We start from the raw sequence: 13,075 nt of genomic DNA, 5'->3' as shown, positions 1-13,075 counted from the left end.
GTCGAACATGTCGGCGCAAAGCCCGCGCTGGACCTGAACGGCCTGTTGGTGATCTGACCTGCGAACCGCAAGTGTGCGGCAGTTTCCTGCCTGGTTCGCAACTTTGTTGCTCTTTGAAAATGTTAAGAAAAGTCTTGTCGCCAGCGTCGGCAAGGCCGGAGCGCCGGGGTTCCGCAAGTCTTTCGCACGGTGAGTCCGATTTTACTTAATCTGCACGAATGGTTATCGAATAGGAGCCGCCCCCTTCGCGGGGGCGTGGATCGAAACCAGCGTAAAGGTCTTGTCCGCGACCGGGCGAAAACCCGGTCGCGCCTGCGCCTTTTCCGACCCCAGCTCAGGTCTCGGCGGCCTTCTGGCGGACGTCGACCTCGCAAGTGACGGGCTTGCCGCCCAGTTCGCTCAGCCACAGGATCCCGGCATGCTGGAGGTCGGCCTCCAGCAGATAGGTGCCTTCCGCATCGGGCGCGCGCACCAGAAGTTCCAGATCCACCGAGCCGCCGGGCGGCAGCGGCTGATCCAGCAGCACTTGCCCATCCAGCCATTGCACGACGTGGCCATCGGTCTGTCGCCAGTGATTGCCAAGCGAAAGACCGCTTTGGCGGGTCGGTGCCCAGACGCCCGCCGATGTGTTGCGCAAGGTGATCGTGATCTTCGACAAGCTGCCCGGTTCCATCGCGAGCCGCGCGGGCAGCGCCAGGTCGGCGCTCAGGGACCAGATCGGGAAAGAGCCCGCAAAGAGGCGCGCGGCCTCATCGATGCGGCGCCGGACAACGTCGCTCCACAGATCAAGAATACGGCCGCCAAACAATTTGCCATGTTCCGACGGAATGGTGTCGACGGTGCAATTCGGCATGTTGGCGCGCAGGACGGTTTCGGCATCATGAAACCTTTGCATCGGGTTCGTGATGTCATGGCGGCCGACGATCAAGGCTGCCCGTCCCGCATAGGGCGTGAACAGAAACGGGTTCAAGCCGATGAACAAGGCGACGGGCTGGCCGGCGGTCATCAGGATCTGGGCCATCTTCTGGGCCTGCAAGGCGCCCTGACAGTTGCCGCCCAGAAAAAGCGGGCCGTCGAGGCCAAGGGATTGCACTTCCTGCGCGCAGATCATCGCCATGTGCAGATGGTTTTCGGCGCTGGCTTCCACGACCAGATGCCCCGATCGCATGCCGTAAAGGGGCTGATCCGGCCCCAGTGCGGCAGCGAGGGCGGCAAATTCCGCATAACCCTGAAAGCACCAGACAAGCGGCGGCCGCGTGCCTGAGAGGTTGACGCCATAGATCAACCCGTTCTCGCTGACCACCTCACCGCGCCACCACGGCCGGGTGATCGAGGCGACCGTCTTGCGCAGATGATCCAGCAGCGCGATGTCGAGCAAAGCTTTTCGGCGTGGCACGGCGTCCGATGACGCATGTCCGAGGGGATGGGACACGTCGCTCATCGCCGTTTCAGCCAGCCGTTGAAATTGAACGTCGCGTTATAGCCGAAGCGGTCGCAGAACGCGGCATCGATCTCGTAATCCTGTGCGCGCCGCGCCAGAAAGGCGTCGATCGCGCGCGAGGGTGGCGAGAGCGCAGAACCGCCGGGCTGGATATCTCCCTCGTTGCGGAACGCCCCATCCTCGACGATCATGTAATCTCCCGAGGTCAGCAGCGGATCGAAATGGTTCATCACGGCGGTGCAGGTGTCCTCATCATGGGCGGAATCCTCGATCACGAGGAGCGGATGCCCGAGGCGGCGCACCTCTTCGGGCGGCAAGACTTGCGCGAGGTTTCTGGCATCGCCCACCCGCGCATCGATCCCGACATTGGTGCTGGGCGCGCGTGGCAAAAGATCGACGCTGATCACGCGCACCGGCAGGCCAAGGGCGGCCATCGTATCGGCGAGCCACTCGGTCCGACCGCCTTCGAGGCTGCCGATCTCGATCACCGCCGCGGGTTTCAACTCTCCAAGCAGGGTCAGGTAATTGGCCATGTCGAGAGGGTTGAGCAGCATCGAGCGGCCTTTGTAGCGATAGTCGAGGCTGCCCTTGAGAAGCGCGGTCAGCACGTCATCGGGAAGTGCGCTGGAAAAGCTTCTGGCTGCGGCTGCGGCTCCGGGCCGTGGCCCCGCGCCCGCAGGCGTTAGCGTCGGGCGATTGGCGTCGATCCGTTCCAGCTCCGCGATCTTGCACAGATTGCGCAGCGGGCGGCTGAGTTCGAGCGAGTCGAGCACAGCCTGAAGCGCCGCACAGCCGTCAAGCCGCGCTTGTGGCACGATCACCGCCAGCCCGAAAAGCAGCGGCAGCCAGATCACCCGGAAGTCGCCACCGCGCTCGGCCAGGAAATCCTCGATCGCCGTGCGCACGCCATTGCGCGGACCGCCTTCCTGCAGCGCATGGGCGAAGGCCGCATTGTAGCCGCCCGGCGAGAGCCCCTTTTCCTGCGGCCGCAAGCCACCGATGCGGAAGTCGTGGCGATGCTCTGCCGGAATGCGTTCGGGGCAGTAGTAAAGATCGCGACGCCCGTAGGGCCATTCAACATCATGGCAGAGCGTGATCGGCGCCGTCGCGGCCAGCGGCCCTTCCGTGCCGTAGATCGCCTGCAACTCCCGATGCACGGTATACCAGTTGTGATCGCCGTCGATCAGCACCACATCGGCCGGTAGCAGATCGGCCAGCACCTCAAGGCTGGGGCGAGGGTGCAGCGCCACAGCCCCGGCGAAGCGATCGCGCAGACGTTCCATGTCTGCATCAAGTTCGGGATCGACGATGTCGATCTGCGACCCGGCCGCCTTGGCCCAGGCTGCAAGCAAGCGGGAATGGCGGCCCTTGTCGGCGCCGATTTCGATCACGCGGCGTGCGTCAACCGCTTCCAGGATGGGTTTGACGACACTTGGCCAGAATTGGAACACGGGCGTTGCCTCCGGGGAATGCTTACGACTTGCGCCAGAAGGCGCCCGTCCAGTCGATCATGCTGATGGGGTCGGTGATGTTGCGGGTGGCGCGGAATGCATCGACCGCCTCCGCACATTGGCCAAGGCCGCCGTAATCGTCGATGATGATGAAGCCCCCCGGCGAGACGCGGTCGTAAAGCGCTTCGAGCGCCTGCAGGGTGGAGCTGTAAAGATCGCCATCAAGCCGCAGTACGGCGAGTTTCTCGACGGCGCAGCCCGCAAGCGTGTCGGCGAAGAACCCGGGCAGAAACCGCACCCGCGCGTCGAGCAGACCGAAATCGGCGAAAGCCTGTTCCACCCGCGCCTGCGACACCGCAAGCGAGGGGAAATGGGTTCGCGACAGATCGAGACCCTGATCTTCAGGCTGCGACGGCGGCGGCAGCCCGGCAAAGGAATCCGCAACCCAGACGTTGCGATCCTGCGCCCCGCTCAGATCCAGAACTGCCTTCATCAGCAGGCAGGCGCCACCGCGCCAGACCCCGCATTCCATCAGATCGCCCGGCACGCCCTCGGCCAGCGCGGTGCTGACGCATCCGTGCAGATGATCGAGCCGCTTGCGTCCGATCATCGTGTAGCCGAGTGGTGGACCGGCCTGCGCGGTTTGCGTATCGCTGCCGATCGCCCGGACCCGGCGCTTTTCCGCCAGCGGCCCGCCAAGTTGGCCGGGCACATCATAAAGCGTGTCTGTCCAGAAGCTTGCCGGGATTTCCTTCAGGCCGCGTACGGCATCGAAGGCGACCTCCATTTCCAGCCCGGTTTCGTTCAGCAGCACCGCCTTCAACAGATCGAGATAGCGATCCGCCGCTTCGGGGGCCGGCCGCATCGCGGTTGCGGCCTCGCGCGGGGCCGCCTGACTTACAGTGAGCTGGCGCGCGTAGGCCTCGGCCGCAAGGCGCGAAATCGGGCCGAAATAGCTGCGTTCCTTGTCGATGATGCGGATCCGCCCGCGCAGGCGGTAATATTCCTTGGCGGCCTGCTTGTGCACTTCGAGCGAGGCGCTTCCAGCATTGGTATGGGTGCCGCCGTGGATCTGATGGAACACACCTTCGCCCAGGATCACCAGCTGCCGCGTCCCCGGTTGTTCGAGCGCGCGCCAAAGAAGATCGGCATTGGCCGCGCCGCCGCCGGGGCTTTCAAACGCCGGATCGAACCCGCCCAGAGCGTCCCAAAGCGGGCGCGGCAGGAACAAAAGGTTGCTTTCGCTCAGCGGTCCGAACCAGCCGCGCGAAATGTTCTCGGCAAAGGGGCTGATGTCGAAGAGCCGGTAGCCGTTGGTTTTCCAGTCGATTCCGTCCAGAAGCCGATCTTCCCAGACGGTGTCGTAGCCCTGCTGCAGGCTGATCCATTGCGGCCCCGGTCCGATCTGGAACGACAGCGTTGTCACCACCGGCGCCGGATCGGTTCGGGCTGCGCGCCGACAGGCGTCCAGCAGGCCGGGGCTGGCCATCCGCGCGCCATCGATGCTCACCCCCACCAGCGGCGCCGCCGCAAGGCTCAGCCCGTAGTTGATCGCCCGCACCGGTGAGGGGCTGGGATCGGCAAAGGAATGGATCTGCAGGTTCAGGCCGAGATCGGCGAAATCCTCGACCCGGGGCGGCTCGCGGGAGCCGTTGTCGATGACGATCACCTCGTAATCGTCGGCCGCGATGCCCTGCTGGTAGCGCGGCGACAGGCTGTAAAGCGTCCGCGGCAGTTCGCGTGCCATCTCGTAGCTTATGACGATCAGGCTCAGATCGGGTGTCTTGCGGCTCATGCGATGATGCCGTTGGCCTTCAGATCGGCCAGAAGCTCGTCGATCGTGGAGTTGCGCAGGAACAGCGTCGCCTCGATTTCGGTGCCGAAATGCTCTTCGAGTGCGCCCGCCATCACGACGGCATCGACCGAATCCAGCCCCAGGTTGTGAAACCGCGCATCGCCCTTGATGGTGGCCGCCTCGACCCCCAGAAGCGACACCAGAAATTCGGTGATCCAGGCTCTGACGGCATCTGCTTTCAACATGAGATCCTCGCTGCAAGATAAGTTGTGGTGGTCATGAGGCTCAGACCTGAACGGAAAGGCTGTTCATGCGCCGTTGGTTGTGAAGCGGTCGCCAGTCGGGTTTGTCGGAACTGACGCGCGGGCGCGGCCCGTCAAGCACGGCGCCCATGGCGATTTCCGCTTCCATGCGGGCGACCCAGGCACCGAGGCAATGATGCAGGCCACCGCCGAAAGAGTGCACCGGCTGACCGGCCCGGCCCGGCAGAAACCGGTCGGGATCGGGATAGGCGCGCGGATCCCTGTTCGCCGCGGCGATCATCAGGATCAGGTGCTGCCCTTCGCGGATCTCGCAGCCTGCGATGGTCTGATCGGTCATCGCCCGGCGCCGTACCTGCTGGATCGGCGGTTCAAGGCGCAGCGACTCGTCCACCGCGCCGGGGATCAGCGCGCGATCGGCCGCGACGCGTTCACATTGATCAGGGTGGCTCAGAAGCAGCCACAGCCCGTTGCCGATCAGCGCCGAGGTGGTCTCGAAACCGGCCATGAACACGAAGCTTGCCAGCGCAGCCAGCCGGTCGTCGTCGAAGGGCGCCTCGGCTTCGTCATTGCGGGTGACCAGAAGCGACAGCCCGTCCTCCGCGGGCGTCCGGCGGCGCGCGGCGATCTGCGCGCGCAAGAAGGCATGGGCTTCTTCCAGCCGCAGATTGGCGGATCGGTAATCCCGGATCGAGCATCCCCGGTTGAGGATGATCGGCACCCCGGCCAGGGTGGTCGCAAGCCAGCGCGCCTCCGCATCGGAAATCCCGTAGAGCCAGCCCATGAACAGGGGCGGCAGGGGATCGGCAAAATCACGCATCAGATCCATGCCGCCATCGCGGGCCAGCGGGGTGATCAGACGGCGGGCAATCTGTTCGACGGCGGCGGCGCAGCTGGCCTGAGAGCGCAGCGCCAGCAGCCGTGCTACCAGCGAGCGCAGCGGGCCATGCGCGGGCGGATTGCGGAAGAACAAGGCCATTTCGAGCAGCCGCAGCAGCTCGACCGGATTGTCACCAAGCGCGCGGGACACGTCGTTGACGTATTGCCCCAGATCAAGGGTCAGCAAAGCCGGGTTGGTGAACGCCTCGCTCACTTCGCGATGGCGCAGCAGAACCCAGGCCTGTTCGGCATCGGTCCAGAAAATCGGCGATTGCTCGCGCAAGACGGCATAGACGGGGTAAGGGTCATCGCGCAGGATCGGCGCGAGGCTATTGAACGAACCCAGATCAACCATCGGTTCCTCCTGGTGTTGCGGGGACGTCGGAAAGGTCTACCGAAGCGGGGGGCTCCGCCCCGTCCGGATGGCAGCGGGTCAGCGCGCCCGTCAGATAGGCGGTGCGGCAGGCGCTGCGGCGGATCTTGTTGCTGGTGGTGCGCGGCAAGGTTCCGGGGCGCACCAGCACGACCTCTGAAGGCCGCACGCCGAAGCCCTCGCAGACCACGGCGGAAACCGCCTGTGCCGCCGGTTCCAGATCCGGACCGGCCTGATGACCGCGTTTGACCTCCTGCAGGATGATCAGCGCCTCCGCGCCCTCGCGCTCGATGGCAAAGGCGGCGACCGTGCTGGACAAAGCAGGATGGGCGCGGGCGGCGGCGGCTTCGATATCTTCGGGATGATGCTTCGCGCCGCGGACGATGACCACCTCTTTCAGGCGACCGACAATCACCAGACCGCCCGCCTGCATCAGACCGAGATCCCCGGTGCGCAAAAAGGTCTTGTGAATGTCTTCGCCGTCAATCCGGGCCTGAAAGGTCGCGCGGCTGTGATCCGCTTGCTGCCAATACCCGGCGCCCACATGCGGACCGGCCACCCAGACCTCGCCCACCTGACCATCGGGCAGGCGGTGGCAGGTCTCGGGATCGACAATCGCAAGGTCCTGCCCCTCTGCGCCGCGCCCGCAAATCACCCGCTCCACCCTGTCCACGCGCCCCGGCGCCGCGGGGGTGGCGGCGCAGGTCAGACCGCTGCCCGCAGGCCCGCCGGACACGAAAAGCGTCGTTTCGGCCATGCCGTAGCAGGGGAAAAGCGCCTTCGGATCGAAGCCCGCCGGGGCAAGACCCGCAGCGAAGCGGCGCAGATCCGCAGCCCGGACAGGTTCGGCCCCGCAAAAGGCGACACGCCACGAACTCAGGTCAAGTCCCTCCAGCTGCTCGGGCCGGATTCGGTCTGCGCAAAGCGCATAGGCGAAATTCGGGCCGCCGCTGCTGGTGCCGCGATACCGGGCAATCGCCCGCAGCCAACGCAGCGGCCGCTGGATGAAATCCATCGGCGACATCAGCACCGTTTCGGCGCCCAGATAGAGCGGCTGCAGCATCCCGCCGACCAGACCCATGTCGTGAAAGAGCGGCAGCCAGCTGACCATTCGCGTCTCGCTGTCGTGGCGAAAGGCGATGCGGATCATCTCCATATTGGCCATCAGATTGGCATGAGTCACGATCACGCCGCGCGGGTCCGCGGTCGAGCCGGAGGTATATTGCAAAAAACGCCGGGTCCGTGGCCGCCGGGCCCTTTGGCATCGGCGGGGCGGTCTGCGTCTCTGGCGCGATGGCATCGGTCTCGATCCATTTGCAGCCCGGCCAGATCCGCCGGAAAGGCGCCGCGGATCGTCGCGTCCCCGGCCAGCGCGGCACAGCTCAGCACCAGACAGGGGCGGGCATCGGCGGCAATGGCCGCGATCCGCGGCGCCGAGCGGGCGGGCGTGATGAACGGCGTCGGCACGGCGATGGCGCCCGCGTAAAGGCAGGCCCAGAAGCCGATGATGAACGGCAGACCCGCCGGATAGACCAGAAGCACCGTCTGCCCGCGGGCGCCCAACTCCTCCAGACGGGCGGCCAGGGCGCGGACCTGCAGGTCCAGCTCGGCATAGGTCAGGGCGCGGCCCTCGCCCTCGCCACGGTCGAGAAAACGCACGGCAATCTTGTCGGGCAGATTCTGGGCGTGCTGGTGCAGCACCTGCGCCAGAGTGACGCGGTTCCCCGTTGGGCGGGTCGGTGGCGGAGGGGTGTCCCGCTGGCTCATTGGCACCGTTACGGACCTTTCTGCTGAAACCGGGTCACGGCTTCGGTGGACGGGCTGAGCATCGGATCTGCGCCCACGTCGCCGCGATTGCAGATCGGCATGTCGGCCCGGCGCGTGGCGAGAGCCGCAAGGACGTCGGCGTCTGGATGAAAACCGCAGGGCACGATGTTGCCGCGATGATCGACGTAATGCTTGGCGGGGTCGGAGGCGATCCCACGCCCGCGCACAGCGTCGAAGCGAACCATCGAAAGCGATTGCCGCCGCTCGGAAGGCTTCGTTCGGGGCGGCGGAGGGAGGGTCATGAGCTTTCGCACCTGTTCAAAAGTGACACAACCTTCGGTTGCGCCAATTTGGCGCGACTACACAAGCAGAGCATTTCGCATGGCTTTGCGGTGAAATATGCCAAGTTGGGACAGTTCGACTGGATTTTCGTTTGATTTCAGGTCGCCAGTTGGCAGCAGAACCAGACGCGACATGCCATCGCGTGGCTGCAAAAGAGCATCGCAGAACCAGCGGGTCAAGAGCTTATTGGCGGCGTTCGGAGGCTGCCGTGGTCAGCCGGATCAACCGAGCTCCGAGGGCGAAGCTGCGTGCGTCAAGGGTATGGTGGCACTCTGCGCCGCCATGGCCGATGCGAATGACGCGGCCTATTTCGGCGTTCTGTCCGAGGACGACAGTCTGAGCTTCCCCGAGATCGTGGGCAGGCTGATCGGGGCGGGTTCGAGGGGTATGCGGTCGACTACCGCAGGACCACGCAGACCTTCTACCTGTCGGATGGTGATGGCTGACGCGGACCATGCCGCAAACCTGCGGTCCGGTCGCGGCTGATTTCGATGCAGGGGGGGGCGCCTCGTCTCCTGGGCACAGGCAAGCCCGGAAGATTACAGCCGCCTTCAGTGAAAAGGCGCGGGCCCGCCGGTTGTGCGGGCTATCTCGTGTCGTTTCTCGGCCAACGCGTCGTCTGTTTCGGTCGCTCCGGCGAAACCCGCGTCGACTATTTCCCAAGCTGATGTCGCTTGAGAGGGCGCGCCGCGCAGGGCTTTCAGTCCGCGCTTGCGGGGCGCGCGGGACATGCCGTGTTGAGACCGCCCTGTGATCAGGCCGTCGACAGCTCAAACGTCTTTCGGTGCGTCGGACTTGGTCGGCGTCGTCGCCTTGGGCACCGTGCTGCCAGCGCCACGCCCACCCGGTTTGCGAAAGGACAATCCGGTTCGAAAACCCGGTTTCGACGCGGGTTGTGCCAAAAATTCTTTCAGATCGAGCTGTTTCTTCGGGGTCGAATAGCCCATGGCGTCACTCCTTGCGATGAAAGGGCGGAAGCGGCGGTGAGGACCGCGCCGCTTCCCTCCCGATGATGCGTTCGGGGAAGAGGGGCAGCACATGCCGCCGCCGTCAGCCTTTACGCCGTCACCGGAACTCGGATTGTGTTGCATGTCCGTTGAAGGACCGGATCGGGTCCAGTGCCGGACGGTTTTGGCGGCGCGGTCCTTGCGGCAATGTGCCTTGGCCAAGTCGCTCGAAGAACTCCCGCCAGCCAAGACCGGTCTGCGCCGGGCGCGTATGCGGGAAGCGGGCCTTGGGCGAGGTGCCCAGGGCAGTTTTGTGGGTCGTCATCTGGATCTTTCCGCCAGCCCGGTTTCGGGACGGCATGGCGATCATCGTGCCGGGCGCTTGAGAGGCTTTGCCAGCGCGTCGCGTGCCAGCCGTGCCGCCTTGAGGGCGGCGCTGCGATCGGCGCGCTTGGAGGCTTCCGTTTCGGTGATCAGTTTTGCCGCAGCGGCCGTCTTGTCGTGTGGCGTCTGCGGGGCAAGAGGGGGATCTCCCCGGAACAGGCCGGGAGATGGATTGGTGCGTGGGCGCGACATCGGTTGTCGTCCGCGATCGGTCAGGATCAGGCCAGCGCCAGATTGCAGGCCGACTTGCGGCCATCGCGGCCGGACTCGACTTCGAAAGTCACTTTGGCGCCATCGGCCAGACGCGCGATGCCCGCGCGTTCAACGGCCGAGATGTGAACGAACACGTCCTGCGCGCCGCCTTCCGGTTCGATGAAGCCGAAGCCTTTGTTCTGGTTGAAAAACTTCACGGTGCCATTGGCCATCGTGTTAACTCCTTCAGGGGAATGCTGCCCGCAGAATGCGACAGCTCGGCTTGGTCAGACGAGAGAGCAGACTGAAGCCGATGAAGGAGACAGGGTGCGGTCGAGAAAAACTTCGCTACAACCCCTCTAGCGGATTTTGCAGATTTTGCAACGAGTCTTTTGGGGTTTTCAAAAGGCGTTGTTGCAGAAAGGTGGCCTGAGGTGTGAGTTTCCCTTTCCCTTTCCCTTTCCCTTTCCCTTTCCCGTTCAGGTTCATGCCACGCGGACGACCTCGGCAGTGCCGAGCGCGTTGAAGCGATTGATGAGGGCGACCCGAATGTGGATTTCGACGGTTTGGCGATCGGGATCCCTCACGGCGATGCGCTCACCGAAAGCCTTCAGGTCGAGCAGGTTCAGCGCCACCGGTTCGAGCGAACTGGCGAGGGCATCTTGGCCTCCACGCGACTGCGGGCGTGGTACTCGGTCCACCGCTTCCAAAATGCCCGACCGTAGTGACGCGTGGCTCGCAGAGTTTCGTTGCGCGCCTTGGCAGCCGGGCAGTCCTCTTTCCAAGCCCGACCGTTGCTCCGGATCGGTATGATTGCCGTGCCGCCGCGTGCGATGACGGCGCCGTGGCAACGGCGGGTGTCGTAGGCACCATCCGCAGTCACCGTGCCGATGTCCTCGCCCTCGGGGACCCGCAATAACTCGCTGTTCGCCGGGAGCCATGCGGCGGCCGAGAACTGGGCCATCTTCTACACCCTGATCGAGACCGCGCGCCTGAACGATGTCGATCCGTTCAAATACGTGCGCTGGGTCGTGGGCGAGATCGAAAAGGGCCGCGAATTGACCGATTACAGCCGCCTGATGCCCTGGGATTACAAGGCTGTGGCTCCGGCGCTCGCAAACCCGCCGAAAAAGGCGGCCTGATCCGCCGGGATCGCCGCCTGCCGCGCGGCGATCCCTTTCCGCGCCCCGCGCGCACGACCTTGTTCAGCCGGGCCCCGCACATCGGGGTTCCGGCCCAGAGTCATGTCCGAGCACCAGACCCGCGCCCGACGCGTCAGTCGTTCGGTCGTATGGGGTCAGGACGCACCTTCCGGGCGACGCGCTCATTCCCTGAAGCATTTGCCTTCGATGGCCCCGCCAAGCGCGGCGCGGCGATCTCATGCAGGCCATTGCCTGCGTCGAGGGCGGGGAAGCGACGCGTCAGACATCCCTTTGGGGACCGCGCATTCCCCCAGTCCTCCTGCGTCGTGCTATGGTCGGCCCATTTCCAGCGCGTCTGATGCCTTGCCAACGCCTTCCGGTCTCGGCGCGATGATCCTGCCGTCGCCGTCGGCAAGCGCCTCCGTACCCTTGAACGAAGCCGGGCGTTGCGACAGGTTGGAGACGGCCTTGAGCGAGAGCTTGGAAAAAGCGAAAGCCGCAGAAGAAAGGCTGAAGCGGCGCTGAGGGGAAGGGATTGGGGGCGGGAGTTGTAGCGGGGGCATGAAACGGAACTTGAAACGGTACTTGCAGCGGAACATAACGGGCTTCGCCTGAGGTCAGGACGCAGCTTTTAAGCTATTTTGTTGGCGTTAAGTGCGCTAACCTCCTTGTTTAATTCGGAATACAAACCGGAACTCCAACAGGACCAACAAGCCTTGCATCAAGGGGCATCATGTCGACCGACACCATAGCAGACAAGGGCGAAGCGATCAGCATCGTCGAACCGCTGATCCCTGAGGAAGCCTCAAAATATCGGGCTCCGCTGAACGACTTGGCCGTCGAATTGGCAAGCCTGTCGGCCGGGCTGCGGTCGTCTCTGCCTGAAGGCATCCGCGCGCCGCTCGCCGATCTCGTCCGGTCGATGAACTGCTACTATTCGAACCTGATCGAGGGCCACAACACCCACCCGATCGACATCGAGCGCGCCCTGAACAAGGATTTCAGCGCCGATATCGAGAAACGAAACCTGCAACTCGAGGCCGTCGCGCATATCGAGGTGCAGCGCTGGATCGATGCGGGCGGCCTGACCGACCACCCGCTTGCCCCGGAAAGCTTGCGCGAAATCCACCGCCGCTTCTGCCAGAACCTGCCCCCGGACTTGCTTGTCGTGCGCAGGCCGGACGGCACAGAGCTTCCGGTCATCCCCGGCGAATTCCGAACGGACTTTGTCCAGGTCGGCAAGCATGTCGCCCCCAGCCCCGGCGCCGTGCCACGCCTTCTGGCACACATGTGCAAGATGTACGGGCTGCAGGGCCGCAGCGGCGCGATCATCGCCACGGCCTGCGCCCACCATCGCCTTGTCTGGGTTCACCCGTTCGTTGACCTGAACGGCCGCGTCTCGCGCATGGTCGCCCATGCCATGCTGCGCGACACCGTCGGATCTGATGGCCTCTGGTCCGCTGCGCGGGGCCTTGCGCGACGCGACGCCGAATACAAGCAACGCCTCATGGCCGCCGACGAACCTCGCCACGGCGGCGCTGATGGCCGAGGCAACCTCTCCGAACAGCGCTTGGCTGAGTTCGCGACTTTCTTCCTTGAATCCTGCATCGACCAGGTCCGCTTCATAGAAACCCTGATGCAACCGCAACGCCTGCGCGAGCGGATCATGACCTGGTGCAAAGGCGAAATGGCCAAGGGCGCGCTTGCCAAGGGCGCTGATATCGTCATGCGTGAGGCGCTGATGTCGGGCGAGGTTGAGCGCGGGGCCTTGCCCAGCCTTCTCGGCGTCAGCGACCGTCAGGCGCGAAAGGTCACGGCGGAACTGCTGGTGGGGGGGGCGCTGAAATCAGACACCCAACGCGCACCCTTGCGGCTGAGTTTCCCGGCGAGGCTGACGAGCGACTGGATGCCGGGGCTGTTTCCTGGGCAGTAGATTTGAACAGTCAGTGGCACGAGGCGGCCCGTTGCTGCCGGTCGGCGCTCCCGGCGCAGGCCGCCAAACCAGCCGTTCAAGCACGGCGCAGCGATAGGCCTGCGCATTCAAATGTGACCTTCGTGCGGGGCGCAGTGAAAAACTGAAGGGGCAGCTACGCTTGGGACAA

General features: G+C 64.7%; 16 protein-coding genes and 1 pseudogene. 3 read left to right on the top strand and 14 right to left on the bottom strand.

Going from position 1 to position 13,075, the window contains the following annotated elements; genetic code table 11:
- Positions 1–334: 334 nt before the first annotated feature.
- The 8 genes from ACTTAI_RS19520 to ACTTAI_RS19485 are packed head-to-tail and all read right to left on the bottom strand — an operon-like array spanning position 335 to position 8,268.
- Positions 335–1,441, bottom strand: a complete 1,107-nt coding sequence (locus ACTTAI_RS19520; RefSeq protein ID WP_444453233.1) for a hypothetical protein — start codon at positions 1,439–1,441, stop codon at positions 335–337.
- Positions 1,438–2,892, bottom strand: coding sequence for a CmcI family methyltransferase (locus tag ACTTAI_RS19515; protein WP_444453232.1), 1,455 nt, complete (start codon positions 2,890–2,892; stop codon positions 1,438–1,440). The genes ACTTAI_RS19520 and ACTTAI_RS19515 overlap by 4 nt, the downstream gene beginning before the upstream one ends.
- Before the next feature lie 22 nt (positions 2,893–2,914).
- On the bottom strand, positions 2,915–4,687 hold the full coding sequence (locus ACTTAI_RS19510) for a TylF/MycF/NovP-related O-methyltransferase (RefSeq protein WP_444453230.1): 1,773 nt from the start codon (positions 4,685–4,687) through the stop codon (positions 2,915–2,917).
- A complete protein-coding gene (locus tag ACTTAI_RS19505; protein ID WP_444453228.1) occupies positions 4,684–4,932 on the bottom strand; it encodes an acyl carrier protein in 249 nt (82 codons plus the stop codon). The genes ACTTAI_RS19510 and ACTTAI_RS19505 overlap by 4 nt, the downstream gene beginning before the upstream one ends.
- 40 nt (positions 4,933–4,972) lie before the next feature.
- Complete coding sequence (locus ACTTAI_RS19500; RefSeq protein ID WP_444453226.1) at positions 4,973–6,181, bottom strand: cytochrome P450; 1,209 nt, start codon at positions 6,179–6,181, stop codon at positions 4,973–4,975.
- The gene (locus tag ACTTAI_RS19495; protein WP_444453224.1) at positions 6,174–7,499 is read right to left on the bottom strand and encodes a fatty acyl-AMP ligase; all 1,326 of its coding nucleotides are present in this window, start codon (positions 7,497–7,499) and stop codon (positions 6,174–6,176) included. The genes ACTTAI_RS19500 and ACTTAI_RS19495 overlap by 8 nt, the downstream gene beginning before the upstream one ends.
- Positions 7,385–7,966 (bottom strand): AMP-binding protein, encoded by a 582-nt coding sequence (locus ACTTAI_RS19490; RefSeq protein WP_444453222.1) that lies wholly within the window; start codon positions 7,964–7,966, stop codon positions 7,385–7,387. The genes ACTTAI_RS19495 and ACTTAI_RS19490 overlap by 115 nt, the downstream gene beginning before the upstream one ends.
- A gap of 8 nt (positions 7,967–7,974) precedes the next feature.
- Positions 7,975–8,268, bottom strand: a complete 294-nt coding sequence (locus ACTTAI_RS19485) for a hypothetical protein (protein WP_444453221.1) — start codon at positions 8,266–8,268, stop codon at positions 7,975–7,977.
- A gap of 304 nt (positions 8,269–8,572) precedes the next feature.
- Between ACTTAI_RS19485 and ACTTAI_RS19480 the strand changes: the two genes are divergently transcribed.
- Complete coding sequence (locus tag ACTTAI_RS19480) at positions 8,573–8,794, top strand: hypothetical protein (RefSeq protein ID WP_444453220.1); 222 nt, start codon at positions 8,573–8,575, stop codon at positions 8,792–8,794.
- A 284-nt stretch (positions 8,795–9,078) separates the two neighbouring features.
- Here the strand turns inward: ACTTAI_RS19480 and ACTTAI_RS19475 are convergent, their stop codons facing one another.
- From ACTTAI_RS19475 to ACTTAI_RS19455, 5 genes and pseudogenes are all read right to left on the bottom strand, one after another.
- Entirely contained in the window at positions 9,079–9,255 is a 177-nt protein-coding gene (locus ACTTAI_RS19475) for a hypothetical protein (RefSeq protein WP_444453218.1), read from the bottom strand.
- Positions 9,256–9,373: 118 nt separating this feature from the next.
- Positions 9,374–9,580 carry a hypothetical protein gene (locus ACTTAI_RS19470; protein WP_444453216.1) on the bottom strand — a complete coding sequence of 69 codons (207 nt, stop codon included), beginning with the start codon at positions 9,578–9,580 and terminating at the stop codon, positions 9,374–9,376.
- A 41-nt stretch (positions 9,581–9,621) separates the two neighbouring features.
- Complete coding sequence (locus ACTTAI_RS19465) at positions 9,622–9,831, bottom strand: hypothetical protein (protein WP_444453215.1); 210 nt, start codon at positions 9,829–9,831, stop codon at positions 9,622–9,624.
- 26 nt (positions 9,832–9,857) lie between these two features.
- Positions 9,858–10,064, bottom strand: coding sequence for a cold-shock protein (locus ACTTAI_RS19460; RefSeq protein ID WP_444453214.1), 207 nt, complete (start codon positions 10,062–10,064; stop codon positions 9,858–9,860).
- A 252-nt stretch (positions 10,065–10,316) separates the two neighbouring features.
- Positions 10,317–10,750: pseudogene (locus ACTTAI_RS19455) on the bottom strand (transposase); the annotation flags it as partial.
- On the opposite strand from ACTTAI_RS19455, the gene ACTTAI_RS19450 reads away from it, so the two are divergent.
- Positions 10,722–10,973 (top strand): transposase domain-containing protein, encoded by a 252-nt coding sequence (locus ACTTAI_RS19450; RefSeq protein WP_444453212.1) that lies wholly within the window; start codon positions 10,722–10,724, stop codon positions 10,971–10,973. The pseudogene ACTTAI_RS19455 and the gene ACTTAI_RS19450 sit on opposite strands and share 29 nt — an antisense overlap.
- Positions 10,974–11,302: 329 nt before the next feature.
- Here the strand turns inward: ACTTAI_RS19450 and ACTTAI_RS19445 are convergent, their stop codons facing one another.
- Positions 11,303–11,572 (bottom strand): hypothetical protein, encoded by a 270-nt coding sequence (locus ACTTAI_RS19445; RefSeq protein ID WP_444453211.1) that lies wholly within the window; start codon positions 11,570–11,572, stop codon positions 11,303–11,305.
- A gap of 134 nt (positions 11,573–11,706) precedes the next feature.
- Here ACTTAI_RS19445 and ACTTAI_RS19440 point away from each other — a divergent pair, with 134 nt between their 5' ends.
- Complete coding sequence (locus tag ACTTAI_RS19440) at positions 11,707–12,906, top strand: Fic family protein (protein WP_444453209.1); 1,200 nt, start codon at positions 11,707–11,709, stop codon at positions 12,904–12,906.
- The last annotated feature ends 169 nt before the right edge of the window (positions 12,907–13,075 follow it).

It is taken from the genome of Rhodobacter capsulatus, from assembly GCF_052363175.1.
Taxonomy (GTDB): domain Bacteria; phylum Pseudomonadota; class Alphaproteobacteria; order Rhodobacterales; family Rhodobacteraceae; genus Rhodobacter; species Rhodobacter capsulatus_D.
Note: the sequence above shows the minus strand (reverse complement) of the source record. Positions and strands in the feature narration are given on the sequence as shown.